The 14,147-nt window shown below is 73.4% G+C and carries 14 protein-coding genes; 5 read left to right on the top strand and 9 right to left on the bottom strand.

The features are described 5' to 3' along the window. Positions 1 to 8: 8 nt before the first annotated feature. The 5 genes from MRBLMI1_RS08815 to MRBLMI1_RS08795 form a co-directional block, all read right to left on the bottom strand. Positions 9 to 1,079 carry a spore photoproduct lyase family protein gene (locus tag MRBLMI1_RS08815; RefSeq protein WP_367730130.1) on the bottom strand — a complete coding sequence of 357 codons (1,071 nt, stop codon included), beginning with the start codon at positions 1,077 to 1,079 and terminating at the stop codon, positions 9 to 11. 9 nt (positions 1,080 to 1,088) lie between these two features. Beyond that, positions 1,089 to 1,913 carry a DNA-formamidopyrimidine glycosylase family protein gene (locus MRBLMI1_RS08810; protein ID WP_367730064.1) on the bottom strand — a complete coding sequence of 275 codons (825 nt, stop codon included), beginning with the start codon at positions 1,911 to 1,913 and terminating at the stop codon, positions 1,089 to 1,091. A gap of 2 nt (positions 1,914 to 1,915) precedes the next feature. Beyond that, positions 1,916 to 3,427, bottom strand: a complete 1,512-nt coding sequence (locus MRBLMI1_RS08805) for a phytoene desaturase family protein (protein ID WP_367730062.1) — start codon at positions 3,425 to 3,427, stop codon at positions 1,916 to 1,918. Then, on the bottom strand, positions 3,424 to 3,927 hold the full coding sequence (locus MRBLMI1_RS08800; protein WP_367730060.1) for an SRPBCC family protein: 504 nt from the start codon (positions 3,925 to 3,927) through the stop codon (positions 3,424 to 3,426). Before MRBLMI1_RS08800 ends, MRBLMI1_RS08805 begins: the two co-directional genes overlap by 4 nt. Before the next feature lie 171 nt (positions 3,928 to 4,098). After that, complete coding sequence (locus tag MRBLMI1_RS08795) at positions 4,099 to 5,283, bottom strand: sensor histidine kinase (protein WP_367730058.1); 1,185 nt, start codon at positions 5,281 to 5,283, stop codon at positions 4,099 to 4,101. Between the two features lie 108 nt (positions 5,284 to 5,391). Between MRBLMI1_RS08795 and MRBLMI1_RS08790 the strand changes: the two genes are divergently transcribed. Beyond that, a complete protein-coding gene (locus MRBLMI1_RS08790) occupies positions 5,392 to 5,661 on the top strand; it encodes a hypothetical protein (protein ID WP_367730056.1) in 270 nt (89 codons plus the stop codon). Between the two features lie 82 nt (positions 5,662 to 5,743). Here MRBLMI1_RS08790 and MRBLMI1_RS08785 read toward each other — a convergent pair whose 3' ends face one another. The 4 genes from MRBLMI1_RS08785 to MRBLMI1_RS08770 form a co-directional block, all read right to left on the bottom strand. After that, positions 5,744 to 7,048, bottom strand: coding sequence for a hypothetical protein (locus tag MRBLMI1_RS08785; protein WP_367730054.1), 1,305 nt, complete (start codon positions 7,046 to 7,048; stop codon positions 5,744 to 5,746). Between the two features lie 183 nt (positions 7,049 to 7,231). Then, complete coding sequence (locus MRBLMI1_RS08780; RefSeq protein WP_367730051.1) at positions 7,232 to 8,113, bottom strand: CPBP family intramembrane glutamic endopeptidase; 882 nt, start codon at positions 8,111 to 8,113, stop codon at positions 7,232 to 7,234. Then, entirely contained in the window at positions 8,110 to 8,829 is a 720-nt protein-coding gene (trmB, locus tag MRBLMI1_RS08775) for a tRNA (guanosine(46)-N7)-methyltransferase TrmB (RefSeq protein ID WP_367730046.1), read from the bottom strand. Before trmB ends, MRBLMI1_RS08780 begins: the two co-directional genes overlap by 4 nt. Before the next feature lie 95 nt (positions 8,830 to 8,924). Continuing rightward, positions 8,925 to 9,758 (bottom strand): DUF3097 domain-containing protein, encoded by an 834-nt coding sequence (locus MRBLMI1_RS08770; protein WP_367730043.1) that lies wholly within the window; start codon positions 9,756 to 9,758, stop codon positions 8,925 to 8,927. Between the two features lie 151 nt (positions 9,759 to 9,909). Between MRBLMI1_RS08770 and MRBLMI1_RS08765 the strand changes: the two genes are divergently transcribed. The 4 genes from MRBLMI1_RS08765 (at position 9,910) to MRBLMI1_RS08750 (ending at position 14,123) form a co-directional block, all read left to right on the top strand. Beyond that, positions 9,910 to 11,940, top strand: coding sequence for a TPM domain-containing protein (locus MRBLMI1_RS08765; RefSeq protein WP_367730041.1), 2,031 nt, complete (start codon positions 9,910 to 9,912; stop codon positions 11,938 to 11,940). 92 nt (positions 11,941 to 12,032) lie between these two features. Then, entirely contained in the window at positions 12,033 to 12,785 is a 753-nt protein-coding gene (locus tag MRBLMI1_RS08760) for a PspA/IM30 family protein (protein WP_367729974.1), read from the top strand. Between the two features lie 73 nt (positions 12,786 to 12,858). Beyond that, on the top strand, positions 12,859 to 13,671 hold the full coding sequence (locus MRBLMI1_RS08755) for an arginase family protein (protein WP_367729972.1): 813 nt from the start codon (positions 12,859 to 12,861) through the stop codon (positions 13,669 to 13,671). Next, positions 13,668 to 14,123 (top strand): Fe-S oxidoreductase, encoded by a 456-nt coding sequence (locus tag MRBLMI1_RS08750; protein WP_367729970.1) that lies wholly within the window; start codon positions 13,668 to 13,670, stop codon positions 14,121 to 14,123. Before MRBLMI1_RS08755 ends, MRBLMI1_RS08750 begins: the two co-directional genes overlap by 4 nt. Positions 14,124 to 14,147: the final 24 nt, after the last annotated feature.

Raw genomic sequence — 14,147 nt, 5'->3', positions numbered from 1 at the left:
CGCGCGCCTCAGAAGGCGTAGCGCACCCGGCAATACGGCAGCGTGGTCGCGATGAGATCGGTGAGGGCCGCCACGCTCTGCGCTTTGAGGGGGTGACGGTACCGCACGTTCGTCGCGCCGTTCTGCGAGCGCTTCTCCTCCTGCGCGGCGGGCGTCCACAGGAGCTGCTCGGCGGTCGGATGCCACCCGAGGTTGACCTCATGCAGGCCTTCGTTGTGCGTGAGGAAGATCACCTCGCACGCGAGCTGGGCCTTCGCCCGGGGGTGCAGGGCGGCATCCAGCTGTTCGAAGAGTTCGCGCCAGTCCGCGAGCCAGGTCGGCGTCAGGATGACCGGCGAGAAGTTGACGTGCACCTCGTAGCCCGCGTCCACGAAGTCGTTGATGGCGGCGATCCGCTCGGCCATGGGCGACGTGCGCAGGTCGGTGACCCGCGCCGTGGCGGCCGGCATGAGGGAGAAGCGGATGCGCGTGCGGCCCGCGGGGTCCCAGTCGAGCAGGTCGCGATTGACGAACTTGGTGGCGAAGGACGCCTTGGCCGTCGGCGTCATCCGGAACAGCTCGCAGACGTCGCGAACGTTCTCGCTGATGAGGGCGTCTACAGAGCAGTCGCCGTTCTCGCCGATGTCGTACACCCAGGCCTCGTCGTCGCACTGGTTCGGCTCGGTCTTAGGGCCCCGCGCGGCGATGTGACGGGCGAGGTGCCGACTGATCTGGTCGACGTTCGCGAAGACCGTGATGGGGTTGCTGTAGCCCTTGCGGCGCGGCACGTAGCAGTACGCGCACGCCATGGCGCACCCGTTGGACAGCGACGGCGCGATGAAGTCGGCCGAGCGACCGTTCACGCGGGTGACGACGCTCTTCTTGACCCCGACCACCAGGGCCTCCGTCTTGATGCGGACCCACCGTGCGACGTTGGCCTCGTCGCCGTGCACCTCGGGGATCTGCCAGTGGGATGCCACGGGGACGATCTCGGCCTCCGGCCAGCGGGCCACGATCTCCCGTCCGCGCTCCAGCTCGAGCGCCGCGTCCTCGGCGTAGATGCGGGTGACGCGGAGCAGCTTCTCGCGGGTGACGGACATACGTCCGTTCTACTCGGGGGTTCCGACATCGCCCCCGTCGGGCAGGGGCTGGCACCGCGGGCACCACCACGTCCGCCGCTGCTCGGGGTCGTTCGCGACCTCGTCGCGCACCCGCACCCGGGTGCCGCACCGCAGGCACGGCCGCCCCGCCCTGCCGGCGACCCAGTGCGAGGCCCCCTTCCGGCGGTCCCCCGTCGTGACCTGGTACATCCCGGGCACCGTGGCCGAGAGGCGCAGGCACCGAGCGGCGAGGGCCACGAGAGCGTCCAGGTCCGTCCGCCCGATCGGGGCGAAGGGATGGATGCCGCGGAGGAACGCGAGCTCGTTGACCCACAGGTTGCCGAGCCCGGCGATCCGCGTCTGGTCGAGCAATGCCGCCACGACGGGGCGGGCGGGGTCGCGACGGAGGCGGCGCACGGCCTCGGCGGCATCCCAGTCGTCCCGCAGGGGATCCGGACCGAGCCGGCCCACGACGTCGTCCTCCCGCGCCGTGGGGACGAGCTCCACGACCGGCAGGTCCAGTCCCCAGACCTCCTGCCCGTCGTCCAGGCGCAGCCGCACGCGCGCCGTCTCGCGCGCCGACGCCGGCAGACGCCGTCCCGGACGGGTGACGGTCCAGCTGCCCTGCATGCGCAGGTGCGTGTGCAGCGTGGATCCCCCCGAGAACCGGGTGAGCAGGTGCTTGCCGTGCGTGTCGTAGCCGACGATGCGCTCCCCCGCCAGCGACCGGCCGGCCGCGTTGCCGGAGCGCAGCTCACCGTCGACGACCACGCGGTCCCGCGTGGCGGCGTCGAGCCGCATCCGCAGGCGGTAGACGCTGTCGCCCTCGGGCACGGCTAGGGGGTCGCGTCGCGCCGCGACGCCGCACCGGGATCGATGTCGCGCAGCGACTCCTCGCGCGGGGCGAGGTCCGGCCGCAGGCGTGTGCCGAACTCGTGGCGCAGTGCGCTCAGCGCCGCCTGCCACCCCGCGAGGCCGTGCACGCCGGGGCCGGGGCTCGTCGAGGACGAGCACAAGTACACGCCGTCCATGGGCGTACGCCAGGGGTCCGGGCTGTAGACGGGACGGCCCAGCAGCTGCGGAAGAGAGGGGGCGCCGGCGGAGATGTCGCCACCGGGGAAGTTGGGGTTCCAGGCGGCGATGTCCACGGCGGTGCGAGAGGTCGACGCGAGGATCGTGTCGCGGAAGCCGGGCGCGAAGCGCTCGACCTGACGGACGACGGCCTCCTCGCGATCCGCGGGGCTGCCGGGCGGGACGTGGGTGTACGCCCAGAGCACGTGCTTCCCCGCCGGGGCGCGGGTCGGGTCGAACAGCGTCGGCTGCGCCGCGAGCACGTACGGCGCGTCGGGCAGTTCTCCCCGCGCGACGGCGTTCTCAGCCGCGGCCACCTCGGCCCGTGTCCCGCCGATGTGCACCGTCCCGGCGCGCGCGACGTCGGCGTTCGTCCACGGCACCGGCTCGGACAGGGCGAAGTCCACCTTCGCCACGCCCCCGCCGTAGCGGAAGCGCTCGAGCTTCCGGCGGTAGCCGGACGGCATCCGGGATCCCGCCAGTCGCACGAGAGCGCGGGGGGTGACGTCGAGCAGCACCGCGCGGGCGGGGGGCAGCTCGTCGAGGGAGGTCACCTCCGTGCCCGTGAGGAAGACACCGCCGTGGGCGCGGACGTCGGCGATCATCGCGTCGGCGATGGCCTGACTGCCGCCCACGGGGATGGGCCAGCCGCGGCCGTGCCCGTACGTCGCGAGCACCAGGCCGGCGCCGCCGGCGGCGATGCTCGGCTGGTGCAGGATCGTGTGCGCCGAGACGCCGGTGATCAGCGCGGGCACCACCTCGTCGCGGAAGCGCTGATTCCACCACGGCCCGCCCTGCTCCAGGGAGCGGATGCCGAAGAAGAACGCGGCCAGCGGGTCTCCGGGGACCCGCAGCAGGGCGTTGCCGGTGAAGTCGGCGACGCCGCGCAGATGGTCCACGAGGGGGCGCATGAGCCGCTCGTACGCGGGGCCGTCGACACCGAGCCCCTCTGCGGCGCGCGCGAGGTCGCGGAAGGCGAGGCCGGCACGGCCGCCGTCCAGGGGATGCGCGTACGACACCTCGGGCCGGACGAACGGCACCCGGCGCTCGAGCGCGAACTCGCGGAAGAACCAGGACTCGAACGCGAGCGGGTGCACCGCGGAGCCCACGTCGTGGCGGAAGCCGGGCAGGGTCAGCTCCGCGGTGGACGCGGCACCGCCCAACGTGTCGGCCCGTTCGTAGACGGCGACCGACAGACCCGACCGCGCCAGCGTGACCGCGGCGGCCAGGCCGTTCGGGCCCGACCCGACGATGATCGCGTCGTATCCCTCGCTCATCGGTCGACCGGCTCTTCCTCGGCGGTGGAGACGTGGCCGAGCGCCGACGCCCCGCCGGACGTGCCGGGGGCACCGCCCTCGGCGAGGTACGCCAGTCGGTGGAGCGTCTCGGCGTTCCGCCAGCGGGTGACGGCGTCGAAGACGACGTCGGGCAGCAGCCTCGTCGGTCCGGTCACCGGCTCCTCCTGGATCCGCACGACGCAGGTGTCGCCGCGCGGCTTGACGTCGATCGCGACGCGCGCGACGCCGATCGGTCCGCCGTGGGGCTCGAGCACCACGCGGCGCGGCGGATCCCACACGCGCACCACGGTCCGGTCGTTGGTGACGATCGGCCAGGAGCCGAACGAATGATGCAGGGTCGCGCCCTCGGCGGGCCAGTCCTCCGACACGTCGCGCATGCGGGAGGTGCCGACGACCCACAGCGGATAGAGCCAGCCGTTCTCGAGCACGCGGAAGACGTCCTCGGGGGTGCAGCGCATCACCCGGACATTGCGTGCCATGGGACGATCCTGCCCTTCGTCGTCGTCGTCACGGCGGTGGACCCGCCGCTCAGGCGTCGGACCGCGGACAACGTCGGTCGGGGCGCCTGGATGCCACGCTACGCACCGCTGCGCCGACCGCCTCGACCGTTGCGCCCCACCCGCCGCAGCGGGTAACGCGAGCTGCGCGGCTCAGCGCTCCCGCGGCGAGCGCGGCAGCACGACCCACACGCGCGTGCCGCCGGTCGGCGCCTCATCCAGGCCGATGTGCCCGCCGTGCGCCTCGACGATGCGCCGGCACGTGGCCAGGCCGATGCCGATGCCCGCCACGTCCGCGTCGTGGCCGCGCTGCATCGGCTCGAACATGCGCTCGCGCAGCTCCGGCTCGATGGCGTCGCCGTTGTCGTCCACGGTGAGCCGCCAGCCGTCGGGCAGGGCCTCGAGGCGCACCTCGACCCGCGGGACCCGCCCCGCCGCCACGGTGAACTTCACGGCGTTCGCGATGAGGTTCTGCAGCAGCACGCGGAAGAGCGTCACGTCCGCCCGCACGAACTCGGAGGCATCCACGCTCACCTGCGCACCCGTCTCGACGAGGGCGCCGTCCAGGTCCTCGAGCACCGCGTCCACCGAGTCGGCGACGTCGACGTCGCTGAACTGCGGGCGCGCGCCGCCCATGCGGGCGAAGTCGAGGAGGTCGGTGACCATGGCGGTCATGCGTCCGGCGGCGGCCTCGGCGCGGGCCAGGGACTGCGCGGCGCGGGGGGCCTCCGCCATCTCGGGGCTGTCCGCGGCGAGCTCCAGGAAGCCGGAGAGCGCGGTGAGCGGGTTGCGCAGGTCATGGCTGACCTGCGCGGCGAACTGCTCGAGCTGGGCGTTGGACTCCGCGAGGTCGCGCGTGATGCGGCGCAGCTCGAGCACGTCGATGACCTGGTGTGCGAGCAGGTCGAGGGCGTGGCTGTGGGCCGCCGAGAGCTCCCCCACCTCGTCGTCGAAGACGCACAGCGTGCCGATCGCGACCCCGGACGGCGTGATGAGGGGGCTCGAGGCGTAGAAGCGGACGTTCGCGATGACGCCGGTGACGAAGGGGTTGGCGGCGAAGCGCTCGTCGAGGCGGGCATCGGAGACGACGACGCGACCCGGGCGGGAGATGACCGCGGCGCACATCGAGTCCTCGCGGGAGCAGCTCGCCGCCTGGATGCCGACGGCGGCGACCTGATGCTGCATCCGGTCGTCGATGATGTTGATGACGGCCGTCGTGACGCCGCAGATCGTCGCGGCGAGCTCCACGAGGCCCTGCAGGTCCGGTTCGGGCGCCTCCCCGACCAGTCGGTACTGCGCGATCGCCTCGCGTCGCGTCACATCGTGCGCTGTGGACACAGCCGTTCCCCTCGAGCTCCCCAGTGAGGTCAGCCTAGGGGACTACACCCTTCCCTTCGTAAGTCCAAGACCCTCGCGTGCGGGCGCCCGGGCGACGAGAGTGTGGGGATGAGCGATTCCACCCCCGTCCCCACCGACCCGACCGCGCCCGGCGTCCCCGGGGCCCCGGCGGAGCCCGTCGCCCCGAACCCGGTCGAGCCGACGGCGCCGAACCCCGTCGAGCCGACCGTCCCCCTGCCACCCGAGCCCTCCCCCGAGCCCGTGGGCGCCTTCGCCGACGACGACGGGGATGCCGTCTCGTCCGACGAGCTGCACGCGGACAACGCCGTCGAGGAGGACATGATCGACGCCGTCGACCCGGGCGGTCGTCCCGACTGAGCCTTCCTGCCCGCACCGCGGGCCCGGATACGACGATGCCGCCGCGGTCCTCCGCGGCGGCATCGTCATGCGGACGTGCGGGTCAGGGATTGCCCCGCGTCCAGAGCAGGAGGATGGCGACGACCTGGAGCACGAGGCATCCCGCGAGGATCGCCGTCCGCCGCCGGGGCGTCGAGGACCAGCGCTCGTCGCCGAAGAGCGGTGCCATCGGCATGATGAGGCGGAACGTGCTCTGCTGCGGCAGGAACACCGCGAACAGGTAGAGGCCGTAGCTGAAGCTGTAGGCGACGACCATCAGGCCGAGGCGGCGGACCGGGCGCGACCACATCAGCATGGCGAAGCCGACCACGATCGCGACGACGATCAGGATGCCGACGGGGCCGAGCCACGTGCCCGCCTGGCGGAACCACGGGGTGAAGGGCATGAACTCGTCGTTGCCGACGAAGTCGATCCACCACCCGATCTCGGTGCGGATGTAGGCGTTGTGGGTGCCGGTGGCCGCCTGGGCGATGTGGTTCCAGGACAGACCGGCCGCCGCGAGGCCCATGCCGGTGACGAACAGCCCGGCCCACTCGCGGAACGGGAACGGGTCGACGCGGCGGCGGAAGAAGCGGACCGCGAAGACGATGCCCAGGCCGAGCGCGAGCGCCAGCACCCCGGGACGCGTGTAGGCGGCGACGAGCCCGATGGGCAGGATCCAGATGTACTGCCGTTTGATGGCCAGCAGCATCGACGCGAACATCAGCATCATGAACAGGCCCTCGCTGTAGCCGAGGACCATGATGAACGACAGGGGGGCGAACGAGAAGATGACCGTGCCCCACCAGGCGGAGCGGGGCGCGGTGACGGTGCGCAGCAGCACGAACAGCAGCCAGGTGGCGCCCAGGCCCGCCGCGACGCTCAGCAGCACGGCGACGACCTGCCACCCCAGCCCCGTGGCTCCCGACAGGGTGCGGATGAGGAACGGGAACACGGGCAGGAACGCCCAGTTGTTCGGCAGGATGTCGCCGGAGACGTTCATCGGCAGCGAGGTCGGGTAGCCCTGCGCGGCGATCTGCCCGTAGCGGTCGGCGTCCCAGCCGGTGAGGTAGTCGAAGAAGGTGCCCAGGCGCTCGTCGTCCGGGCCGAAGCCCCAGCGCGCCGCCTTCGCGATGGAGTAGAAGCCCCACAGCATCCCGACGTTCACGAGGCGGGCGACGGCCCACAGCAGCAGGACCTTGGTGAAGGCGCCGCGCTCGAGGGGGACGACACCCTGCGGCTTCTGCAGGACGTCCGCGGCGTACTCGCGCAGGGCACGGCCGGCGCGGGAGTCGAGGAGGCGGCGTCCGCGGTCGCCGAGGCGGGTCGGGACCGTCCGCGGGGACAGCTGGCTCGGCGGTGCGCTCACTCGGAACCTTTCAAGATGAGGGCGAGGTGACGACGTTGTCGGGCCCGGGAAGTGCATCTGGGCCAGATGGTAGCGGATGCACCCGGACATTCCCCCTGCTTGACTTCTCGGAAGAAGCCCCGGTCAGGCGTTTTCACCCCCGCACTCATCCCCCTGCCGGAAGCGGAGGGGCGGCATCCCGGATCAGATGAGGAAGATGCTCACCGCGCCGGGGTTGTGCGCGTGCACGAGGACGCCGAAGACGACCGCGTCGAACAGGAGGTGGACCGTCACGACGTACCAGAGGGACCGGGTCTTCAAGAAGAGGAAGCCCTGGACGATCGCGAACGGCACCGTCAGCAGCGGCCCCCACGCCTGGTAGCCCAGCTCCCACAGGAACGACACGAAGACGATCGCCTGCAGCAGGTTCGCCGTCAGGTCGGGGAAGTGGCGGCGCAGTAGGACGAACACCGTGCAGATGAAGAAGAGCTCGTCCCAGATGCCGACGGCGCCGACCCCGACGAACAGGCGCGCGATGAGGTCCGGGGTGTCCACCACCGGCCAGTTCGTGTAGACGCCCGAGGTGATGAAGTAGAACGGCAGGATCAGGTAGCCGAGCACGATCACACCCGCCAGCCACGCCCACTGCCACCACGTCCAGCGTCCGCCGCCGCGCCAGGGGAAGCGGATCGCGTCGTCCCGGTAGACGAACCGCGACACGACGTACGGGACGACGACGGCCCCGCCGAGCGCGAGCGTGAAGCGGACGAAGGCCGCGTCGTCGAGCTCGGCGTGCAACGGGATGAGGCTGACGATGAACTGACCGACCGCGACCAGCGACACGTCGCGGGCGATGCTCGGCTCGGCGGTCCCCCGGCGCGCCCCGGCGGGCGGCAGGACCGGCACGTCCCGCAGGCGGTCGACGAGGACCCCGGATGCCACGGCCAGCACGAGCAGCACCCACCCGAGCCACACGACCTGGACGACGAAGAGCGCGGGGGCGGCGAGGCACACCAGCAGCGCCGGGACGAGCTTCGGCGTCCACGTGGAACGCTCGTGCACGGGCACCGCGGTGTGCGCGGTCACGGGGAGACCCGGGTGTAGGTCAGGTCGCGGATGTCGCGTCCGACGCGCAGGCCCTTGCGCTCGAACGCGGTCAGCACGCGCCCGTCGAAGCGCTCGGCCCACTCCCCCGCGAAGGCGCGGTCGAAGTCGGGGGCCCCGTCGAGCACGTCGCGCATCTGGTCGGCGTAGTCCTGCCAGTCCGTCGCCAGGCGCAGGACGCCGCCCGGGCGCAGCGCTCGTGCGGCGACGCGGGTGAAGTCGGGGGCGATGAGCCGTCGCTTCGTGTGCTTGTTCTTGTGCCAGGGGTCCGGGAAGAACACCCACAGCTCGTCGACGGAGCCCTCCGGGAGCAGGTGCTCGAGCACCTCGGGTGCGTTGGCCTCCGCGAGGCGCAGATTGCGCACCCCCTCCCGGTCGGCGTCGAGCATCGTGCGGGCGAGCCCGGCGCGGAAGACCTCGACGGCGAGGAAGTCGCGGTCGGGATGGGCGGCGGCGGCCGCGACGATCTGGTGCCCCTGACCCGACCCGATCTCGACCGTCAGCGGCGCGCGGCGGCCCCACACCTCCGCGGGGTCGACGGCGGTGCCCGCGCGGACGCTGGTCGCGGCGGTGCCGCGCTCCACCGGCAGCAGGTAGAAGGGCGAGTGGTCGGCCCAGGCGCGGTCCTGCGCCTCGGACATGCGCCCGCTGCGGCGCACGAACGACACCGGCTTGTCGCGGAAGACGGGGGTGTCCATGGCATCCAGGGTAGGCGTCCCCTCCGACGCGGACGGCGCGAGAGGGGCCCCGGATGCCGCGGAGGCGTCGGACGCGACGGCGCGTTTGCGGCCGCTCACGGGACGGTCACGAAGTCGATGAGCTCCTCGACCCGACCGAGCAGTGCCGGCTCGAGGTCGCGGAAGGTGGTGACGCGGGACAGGATGTGCTGCCACGCGCGGGCGAGGTCGGCCTGCTCCTCGGCAGGCCAGCCGAGGGCCCGGCAGACGCCGACCTTCCACTCCACGCTGCGCGGCACCTCGGGCCAGGCGCGGATGCCGAGGGCTCGCGGCGTCACGCACTGCCAGACGTCCACGAAGGGGTGCCCGACGATGCGGAGGTGGGCCCCATGACGGCCCGCCATGATCCGCTCCGCGATGCGGGACTCCTTCGATCCGGGGACGAGGTGGTCGACCAGCACGCCGTATCGCCGTTCGGCTGTCGGGGGCTCGGCATCCAGGGTCTGCTCCAGCAGGTCGACGCCCTCGAGGAACTCCACGACGACGCCCTCGGCGCGCAGGTCCGCGCCCCACACCTTCTCCACGAGCTCCGCGTCGTGCTTGCCCTCCACGAAGATGCGGCTGGCCCGCGCCGTGCGCGCGCGGGGGTCGTCGACGGCGAACGAGCCCGAGGCGGTGCGCGTGCGTCCCTTCGGGGCCGCGGCGGGAGGCGTCAGGACGACGGGCGCGCCGTCGACCAGGAAGCCGCCGCCCAGGGGGAAGAGACGTCGCTTGCCGAATCGGTCCTCCAGCTCGACGTTCATCCCCTCCAAGCGGGTGACCGCGCCGCAGAACCCGTCCCCGGCGACCTCGACGACGAGGTCGACGGCGGCTTCCACGCGGCCGACCTTCGTCCGCCCCGCCTCGCGCCACCCCCGGGCCAGCACGTCGGTCCCGTAGCGATCGTCCATCCCGCACCTCCGAGCGTCCGAGCCTAGGCGGCCCGCGCAGGCGGGCGGAGGGGGCGCGCCGACGGGGTGCGCTGTGAGCGGACGCATCGGCCTTCCCCCCTGTCGGCGGGGGTTTATAGAGTTGAACGGATCGGCGGAGGAAGGCGGACGCATGGGGGCGGCGAAGACGACGCGCATCGTGGCGGCACTCTCGGGTGCGCTGCTGCTGGGCGCCCCGACGGCCGCCGTCGCCGAGACGCCGCCGTCGCTCGGGTCGTCGTGGGTCGTGGACCGCGCCGACGTGATGACCACCGCACAGGAGGCCCAGGTCGAGGAGCGCCTCGAGCGCCTGTCGCAGGACACGGGACTGGACCTCTGGGTCGTCTACGTCGACGCCTTCGCCTCGCCGACCGACCCCGCCGACTGGGCCAATGAGACGGCCAACCGCAACGGACTCGGACCCCGTCAGTACGTGCTGGGCGTCGCCGTCGACGAGGTCGGGAGCAGCTTCTACCTGTCCGGCGACGTCGACGACGGCGAGCTGTCGGCCGACCAGCTCACCGCGATCGAGAACGACCGCATCGCCCCCCGCCTCGCGGAGTCCGACTGGGTCGGCGCGGCGACGGCCACGGCCGACGGCCTGCAGACCGAGCAGGCGGCCGCGCGCAGCACGGCCGGCGGGACCGGCGGCGGTCTCGGCCCCGTCCTGCTCATCGTGGCCCTCGTGGTGCTGATCGGCGGGGGGCTGCTGTGGTTCGGGCTGCGCCGACGTCGCGCCGCCGCGACGGCGCAGGCTCCGCAGGAGAGCGTCGAGGAGCTCGCGCGCCGCGCCGGGTCCGCGCTCGTGGCCACCGACGACGCCCTGAAGGACAGCGAGCAGGAGCTCGGTTTCGCCCGCGCGCAGTTCGGCGAGGATGTCGCGGCGCCGTTCGCGGAGGTGCTGGCACGCGCCCAGGCGGATCTGGACCGCGCGTTCGCGCTCCAGCAGTCGCTCGACGACGACACCCCGGAGACCCCCGAGCAGCAGCGTGCCGCCTACCTCGAGATCCTCCGGCTGTGCGGGTCGGCGGATGAGGCCCTGGATGCCAAGGCGGCGGACTTCGACGACCTGCGAGCCCTCGAGGCGGACGCCCCGGCCGCTCTCGCCCGGGCCGAGGAACGGCGCGCCGCGGCCGCCGCCGCCCTCGACACCGCCGAGGCCGAGCTGGCCCGGCTCCGCGGACGGTACGCCCCCGACGCGCTGACGGCCGTCGCCGACAACCCCGCCCAGGCCCGGACGCGCCTGGAGTTCGCCGCGGTGCAGGCCGACACCGCCCGCACCGCCGTCGCCGCCGGGCGGAGCGGCGAGGCCGCCGTCGCCATCCGCGCCGCGCAGACGGCCGTCGGCGAGGCCGAGACGCTCGAGCGCGCCGTGACCACGCTGTCGACCGACCTCGCCGCGGCGGAGCGCCGTGCGCCCGACCTGATCGCCGAGATCGAGGCCGGCATCGCGAGCGCCGTGGCCGTCCCCGACGCCGACGGGCGTGTGGCCGGTGCGGTCGCCGGGGCGCGGGCGCAGCTCGCGTCCGCCCGCGAGGCGCTGACGCCCGACCGGCTCGACCCGATGCGCGCCCTCACCGGGCTGCAGGCCGCCGACGCCGCCCTCGACGAGGTCGTCGCCCGCGCCCGGGATGCCGACGAGCGGCAGCGACGGGCAGCGGCACAGGTCGACGCCGCCCTCGCGCAGGCGCGGGCGCAGGTCTCCGCCGCCGAGGACTTCATCTCCGCCCGCCGGGGCGCGGTAGGTGTGACGGCGCGCACGCGTCTGGCCGAGGCGGCGTCCGCCCTCGTCCAGGCGGAGCAGCTGCGCGCCGCCGATCCGGCGTCGTCCCTCGCGGCGGCCCAGCGCTCCGCGCAGCTGGCCGCGCAGGCCGGCTCCCTCGCGCAGAACGACGTGGGCGCCGTCGGCGGCGGCGGCGGGTCCGACCTGCTGACCGGCATGATCGGCGGCATGGCCGTCAACGCGCTGCTCGGCGGCGGTCGCCGCGGCGGCTTCGGCGGCGGCGGGCTCGGCGGTCTCGGCGGTCTCGTGGGCGGCGGGTCGTCGCGCGGCGGCGGTTTCGGCGGCGGCTTCGGCGGCGGGGGCGGGCGCTCCCGGTCCGGCGGCGGCTTCGGCGGCGGTGGGCGCGCCCGAGCCGGCGGCGGACGGGTGGGCCGCCGCTGATCCCCGGCCGTGGCCGCACCGGCCGGACACAGAAAACTCGTAGCATCCGCCACCAGACTCGACACCGTCTCCCTCAGGAAGGAACACCCCGCATGGCCAAGCAGTCCATCTTCGGTCGCATCTCGACCCTCGTCCGCGCGAACGTCAACGCGCTCCTCGATCAGGCCGAGGACCCGCAGAAGATGCTCGACCAGCTCGTCCGCGACTACTCGAACTCGATCGCCGACGCCGAGTCCGCCATCGCCGAGACCATCGGCAACCTGCGCCTGCTCGAGCGCGACCACCAGGAGGACGTCCAGGCCGCCGCCGAGTGGGGCAGCAAGGCCCTCGCTGCCAGCCGCAAGGGCGACGAGCTCCGCGCGTCCGGCAACGCCGGCGAGGCCGACAAGTTCGACAACCTCGCCAAGATCGCGCTGCAGCGTCAGATCACCGCCGAGTCGGAGGCGAAGTCGGCCGAGCCCACCATCGCCGCGCAGACCGAGGTCGTCGACAAGCTCAAGGACGGCCTCAACGGCATGAAGGCCAAGCTCGACCAGCTGCGGTCGAAGCGCAGCGAGCTCCTCGCCCGGGCCAAGGTCGCCGAGGCCCAGAACAAGGTCCACGACGCCGTGAAGTCGATCGACGTCCTGGACCCGACCAGCGAGCTCGGCCGCTTCGAGGACAAGATCCGCCGCGAGGAGGCCCTCGCCGCCGGCAAGCAGGAGCTGGCCGCGTCCAGCATCGACGCGCAGTTCAACGCCCTCGAGGACGTCGGCGAGTTGACCGAGGTCGAGGCGCGGCTGGCCGCGCTGAAGACCGGCGGCCCCCAGCGCGCGGCGATCGACGCCCCCAGCCCCGACCTCTGATCGACCCCGCGGGAGCGCATCGTCGGCGTCGGCCGGGCGGTGCGCTCCCGTCCTTCTCCCCGGGAGTGACCGGATGACGCGTTTCGTCGTGGCCCCGCAGTGGCAGGGATCCTCCTCGTCGCGGGCGATGCAGCTCATCGACGGTGCCGAGGCGATCGCGGGCGACCTGCCCCGCGCCTCGACCACCGTCCTCGATCCCCTGCCCGAGGCCGGCGACGCCCAGGGCACCGGTGTGCACCGCCTCAGCGCGCTCGTGCGCATGCGCGCCCTCATCGAGGACGCTCTCGGCTCCGGCGACGGCCCGACGGTCCTGGTGGGCGGCGACTCCGGCGTCACCCTCGCTGCCGTGTCCGCCGTGGCCGGCGACGACCTCGCCGTGGTGTGGCTCGACGCCCACGCGGATCTGCACACCGCCGAGACCAGTCCGAGCGGCGCCTTCCACGGCATGGTCCTCCGGGCCGTCGCGGGAGAAGGCGAGGAGCTGTTGCGCCTGTCCCCCGGCATCCCTCCCTCCCGGCTCGTCCTCGCCGGGACGCGGACGATGGCCGCCGAGGAGGTCCGCTACGCCGCCGAGAACGGCCTTCGCCGTCTGTCGGCGAGCGATCTCGCCGACCCCGCCGCCCTCGCCGAGGCCGTCTTCGCGACCGGCGCCGCCCGCGTCTTCGTGCACGTGGACCTCGACGTCCTCGACCCGGCCGAGATCTCCGGCGTCGCCCTGCCCGAGCCGTTCGGCGTGCCGGCGGCCGACCTCGTGGCATCCCTCCGCCGTCTGCGCGAGACCCTCCCCCTGGCCGGAGCGAGCCTGACGGAGTTCTCCCCGTCATCGCCCACCGCGGCCGTCGACGACCTCGGCACCATCCTGCGGATCATCGGGGCGCTCGCATGAGCCCGATCCCGACACCCCCGGCCGACTGGCGCGAGCGCGCGGACGCCGCCGTCCGCCGAGGCCGCCGGTGGGACCGGCTGATCCCGTCCGTGCTGCTGGACTCGCCGATCAGCCGGGTCGGCTACTGGTACGGCTGCGCGCTCGGCCGCGTCTGGGGCGGATTGTGGAGCACCGGACGTGTCGAGCACCGCAACGGCCTCCGGGTGTTCCGGGGGATGCCGACGTGGGCCTTCCCCCGCGGCGGCGTCTGCGTGGGCGACTGCTTCCTCACCGGTGACGCCCGTCCGACCGACGCCGTGCTCCGGCACGAGGCCGTGCACGAACGTCAATGGCGCCGCTACGGCTTCCTCATGCCCGTTCTGTACTGGCTGGCGGGCCGCGATCCGCTCCGCAACCGCTTCGAGATCGAGGCGGGACTCATCGACGGCAACTACGTCCCGCGGGGGTCCTGAGGACGACGGGATGCCACCCCTCGC

The sequence above is a fragment of the Microbacterium sp. LMI1-1-1.1 genome (assembly GCF_040815675.1).
GTDB lineage: Bacteria > Actinomycetota > Actinomycetes > Actinomycetales > Microbacteriaceae > Microbacterium.
Note: the sequence above shows the minus strand (reverse complement) of the source record. Positions and strands in the feature narration are given on the sequence as shown.

What these genes read in the sequence shown, in the direction of transcription:
- trmB (WP_367730046.1), bottom strand. Translation starts at nt 8,829, where the DNA reads ATGGACACCCCCGTCTTCCGCGACAAGCCGGTGTCGTTCGTGCGCCGC.
- MRBLMI1_RS08750 (WP_367729970.1), top strand. Translation starts at nt 13,668, where the DNA reads ATGAGCCCGATCCCGACACCCCCGGCCGACTGGCGCGAGCGCGCGGAC.
- MRBLMI1_RS08805 (WP_367730062.1), bottom strand. Translation starts at nt 3,427, where the DNA reads ATGAGCGAGGGATACGACGCGATCATCGTCGGGTCGGGCCCGAACGGC.
- MRBLMI1_RS08790 (WP_367730056.1), top strand. Translation starts at nt 5,392, where the DNA reads ATGAGCGATTCCACCCCCGTCCCCACCGACCCGACCGCGCCCGGCGTC.
- MRBLMI1_RS08755 (WP_367729972.1), top strand. Translation starts at nt 12,859, where the DNA reads ATGACGCGTTTCGTCGTGGCCCCGCAGTGGCAGGGATCCTCCTCGTCG.
- MRBLMI1_RS08765 (WP_367730041.1), top strand. Translation starts at nt 9,910, where the DNA reads ATGGGGGCGGCGAAGACGACGCGCATCGTGGCGGCACTCTCGGGTGCG.
- MRBLMI1_RS08760 (WP_367729974.1), top strand. Translation starts at nt 12,033, where the DNA reads ATGGCCAAGCAGTCCATCTTCGGTCGCATCTCGACCCTCGTCCGCGCG.
- MRBLMI1_RS08800 (WP_367730060.1), bottom strand. Translation starts at nt 3,927, where the DNA reads ATGGCACGCAATGTCCGGGTGATGCGCTGCACCCCCGAGGACGTCTTC.
- MRBLMI1_RS08815 (WP_367730130.1), bottom strand. Translation starts at nt 1,079, where the DNA reads ATGTCCGTCACCCGCGAGAAGCTGCTCCGCGTCACCCGCATCTACGCC.
- MRBLMI1_RS08770 (WP_367730043.1), bottom strand. Translation starts at nt 9,758, where the DNA reads ATGGACGATCGCTACGGGACCGACGTGCTGGCCCGGGGGTGGCGCGAG.